The organism is Flavobacterium sp. (assembly GCF_043778725.1).
Lineage (GTDB): Bacteria > Bacteroidota > Bacteroidia > Flavobacteriales > Flavobacteriaceae > Flavobacterium.
On the sequence record NZ_JAYWFT010000134.1, the window covers coordinates 1 to 3,646 of the forward strand.

Annotated in this window: 4 protein-coding genes; 3 read left to right on the forward strand and 1 reads right to left on the reverse strand. The window is 31.2% G+C overall.

Going from position 1 to position 3,646, the window contains the following annotated elements; all coding sequences use genetic code 11:
* Window positions 1-775: 775 nt before the first annotated feature.
* A complete protein-coding gene (locus ACH2CG_RS12865; protein ID WP_395065822.1) occupies window positions 776-2,008 on the forward strand; it encodes a site-specific integrase in 1,233 nt (410 codons plus the stop codon).
* 17 nt (window positions 2,009-2,025) lie between these two features.
* On the opposite strand, the gene ACH2CG_RS12870 is transcribed toward ACH2CG_RS12865, so the two are convergent.
* Entirely contained in the window at window positions 2,026-2,376 is a 351-nt protein-coding gene (locus tag ACH2CG_RS12870; protein ID WP_395065824.1) for a winged helix-turn-helix transcriptional regulator, read from the reverse strand.
* 144 nt (window positions 2,377-2,520) lie between these two features.
* Here ACH2CG_RS12870 and ACH2CG_RS12875 point away from each other — a divergent pair, with 144 nt between their 5' ends.
* Both ACH2CG_RS12875 and ACH2CG_RS12880 read left to right on the forward strand, forming a co-directional pair.
* Entirely contained in the window at window positions 2,521-2,946 is a 426-nt protein-coding gene (locus tag ACH2CG_RS12875; RefSeq protein ID WP_395065826.1) for a DUF2147 domain-containing protein, read from the forward strand.
* A 33-nt stretch (window positions 2,947-2,979) separates the two neighbouring features.
* On the forward strand, window positions 2,980-3,646 hold a 667-nt coding region (locus tag ACH2CG_RS12880), incomplete at its 3' end, for a hypothetical protein (RefSeq protein WP_395065828.1).

Sequence of the window (3,646 nt, forward strand, 5' to 3'; positions counted from 1 at the left end):
TCCAATAAATTGGACAACAGGAGCTTCAAGTAAGTCAAAGCCTAATCAAAGCTATAGATAGAGTATGAAAACAGATAATAAGAGATTGTGCATCTACCCGAAGGATATACAACGCATTACCGGAAAGAGTTATAGGCAAAGCATTAGAATGCTGCAAAATATTAGAAAAGAGCTCAACAAGCTTCAGAATGAATTAGTATCAATAGAAGAGTTTTGCCAATATACAAGCCTAAAAATGGAACAGGTTGAACCATTAATTATTGGATAGAAACTTTGATTAACCTATACAAATTTTGAACTTTACATGTTCAAAAAACAATAGCTAACCAGTTCAAATTTTGACAATTAAAGGTCTTTTTTATTGTTTTTTTTAGTATTTTTACACCTATCAACACAGTTGATAAACTACGAAATATTTAAAGGGGCACATATAGGGGCACTTGAATAAATAAGATATATAATCATCAATATATCAACCACATAGCAAAGAGTAGCAAATCCCTCTTTCTCCGCCAGTAGAAATACAAATGGTTACAAAACCCACTAAATTCAACGATTTAGTGGGTTTTTTCGTTTCTAGGATAATCAAATTATTCATTTAATCTCAAAGTTTTGGTGTCTTTCGAGGTGTCACTAAATTATAAAAATTTAAGTGACACCTCCCACAGAAAACCACCAGTACAGCAAGGTGTTCAACAACATATTCAAAATATGTACATCTTGTTTGTAATTATTAGAAATTTTAAATTTAATAATAACTAAAAGGTTACCACTTATGAATACTACTGTATCAGTTCTCTTTTACATCAAGAGATCAAAAGCCAACAACGAAGGCATCTGCCCTATTTATGTGAGAGTAACAATCCAAGCCAAACGATTTGAGTTTAGTGCTAACAAGTATGTAAATCCCGAAAGATGGTCATCAGAAGGCGCTAAAGTTAAGGGCACTAATGAAGAAGCTAGAACAATAAATAGCCATCTGGATTATTTGAAAAATCAAGTTTTGGAAGCAGAAAAGAGATTATTCAAAAAAGACATCAAAGTTAGTTCTGAAAACTTGAAGAATGAATTGTTTGGTGCTGCTGAAACCAAACGAATGCTAATACCTATATTCCAAGACCACAACAACAAAATCAAAGAATTGGTTGGTAAAGAATATGCACCAGGAACATTAGAACGATACAAAACATCGTTGAGACATACCATCGAATTCCTGCAATGGAAATACAAAGTTTCAGATATCGAGATAAACAAAATAGATTACGCTTTTATTACCGATTATGAATTTTGGTTAAGAAGCGTTCGGAACTGTGCCAATAACACAGCTGTAAAATACATCAAGAACTTCAATAAAATAATCAAGCTTTGTCTGGCCAATGACTGGCTAGACAAAAATCCATTTGCGAACTATAAATCCAAAGTCAAAGAAGTCGAAAGAGTTTATCTATCTGAAGAAGAAATTCAAAATATAATCAATAAAGATTTCAAAACCGAAAGATTATCATTAGTGCGCGACATCTTCCTTTTTAGCTGCTTTACTGGCTTGGCTTACATAGATGTCAAAAACTTAACAAAATCGCATATAAGCATCGGTATTGATGGTGAGAAGTGGATATTTACCCACAGACAAAAAACTGAAACAGCTTCAAAAATTCCAATCCTTCCAATAACGCAAATGATTATTGATAAATACGCTGACCATCCAAAAAGTAATAATGAAGACAGACTACTTCCAATTTTGACAAATCAAAAAATGAATGCCTATTTAAAGGAAATTGCAGGCGTTTGCGAGATTGAAAAAGAACTAACCTTTCATATTGCTCGACACACTTTTGCAACCACTGTAACACTTACAAATGGCGTTCCTATCGAAAGTGTAAGCAAAATGTTAGGACACAAAAATTTAAGAACTACACAGCATTATGCAAAGGTTCTCGATAAAAAAGTAAGCGAGGATATGAAGATTTTGAGAGATAAGTTTTCAATTACTGATAATAAAATCATCTAACTAAAATTATTATAGTTTTATTTAAAAACTTCCTCTTTTTCTTTATCTTCTTGCAATTTTATAAAGTTAACCGACCACTTCAACAATTCAGTCAATAACGGCTCCAAAGACATTGCATCTGTGGTTAAACTATATTCTACAGTTATAGGTACTGTATTAAATGTTTGACGGTTTACTATATTCAATGCTTCCAAATCTTTCAATTCTTTAATCAACATTTTTGGCGAAATACCAACTACTTCACGCTCCAATTCTTTAAACCTTTTTTTACCACAATAAAGAATGTTTAAGATGTGTATTTTCCATTTTCCACCCAATACTTGTTGGGTAAATTTTAAAGCGTCCATTAAATTTTCACAAGTATCCATAATTTTTTGTTAATTTTTATTAATTTATTTTTATTAAATCCAACAATAGAAAAACACTATGTTTTTGGTAACTAATATACAAAGTTGTAACTACTTGCAAAAGTATAGTAATGCACATACTTTTACAAGAAAATTAAAGTAAAAATGAAAAAACATAGTTTAAAATTTATTTTAGGATTAGTTATAATACTATTTTTTTCAATAGGATTTGCCAATGCACAATCTTCAGAAAATATCATCGGGCAATATTGGTCGCCCAAGAAAGATGCGAAGATTAAAGTTTACAAACAAGGAGACAACTATTTTGGGCAAATAATCTGGACCAAACAACCAGTGAAAGACACCAAAAACCCTAAACCAGAATTGAGAACAAGAGATGTTGTGGGTTTGGTTTTTCTAACAAACTTTATTTACAAAGATAATGTATACATAAATGGTCAAGTCTATGACAGCGAAAGCGGAAAAACGTACAGTTGCAAGATGTGGTTAGAAAATGGTAATTTGAAAGTGAAAGGATACATAGGTTTATCTCTTTTTGGTCGCTCCGAAACTTTTATAAAAATTAAATAATAATCTAATAAAAAATCAACAATGAAAAATCTAATGAAAACAAGTTTAATAGTATGTCTATTTATGGTAATTATTACCAATGCCCAAACTACAAAAACCGTTACTGGTTTCAATCACGTAGAAAGCGTTGTGACTGATGGTAAATTTATTTATGCTGCCGATATTGGAAAAGAATTTAATCCTACGATTAAAGATGGTGATGGTCAAATTCTAAAACTCGACAAAAAAGGACAAATAGTAGATGCCACTTTCGTAAAAGAAAAACTTGACGCTCCAAAAGGATTAGCCATAAACAAAGACATTTTATTTGTAAATGACATTGATAGGTTGCTGGCAATCGACCTAAAAACAGGAACAAAATTATACGAAATACACTTCAGTAAAGACACTTCTTTCTTAAACGACATTGTGGTTTGGGACAACAATACTTTGTATGTTTCTGCAACCGACAAAAACAAATTATACAAAGTAAATCTCGTTGATAAATCCTATTCAGAAATTAAAACTGATGTAACTATTTCAGGTAACAATGGATTATTTTGCTACAAAAAATCAAGTCGAATTTATGTAAATGGATTTGGAAGCGAAAACAAACCAAACGGAGTTATTGGTTTTATTAATCTAAAAGACAACACATTTACTCGAATAACTAATTTGGAGGGTTATTATGATGGAATATTTATCAGCAATGATGTTTTAT

Bases quoted from the DNA above. Each gene is read 5' to 3' on its own strand.
- ACH2CG_RS12865 (WP_395065822.1), top strand. From the start codon at position 776: ATGAATACTACTGTATCAGTTCTCTTTTACATCAAGAGATCAAAAGCC.
- ACH2CG_RS12870 (WP_395065824.1), bottom strand. From the start codon at position 2,376: ATGGATACTTGTGAAAATTTAATGGACGCTTTAAAATTTACCCAACAA.
- ACH2CG_RS12875 (WP_395065826.1), top strand. From the start codon at position 2,521: ATGAAAAAACATAGTTTAAAATTTATTTTAGGATTAGTTATAATACTA.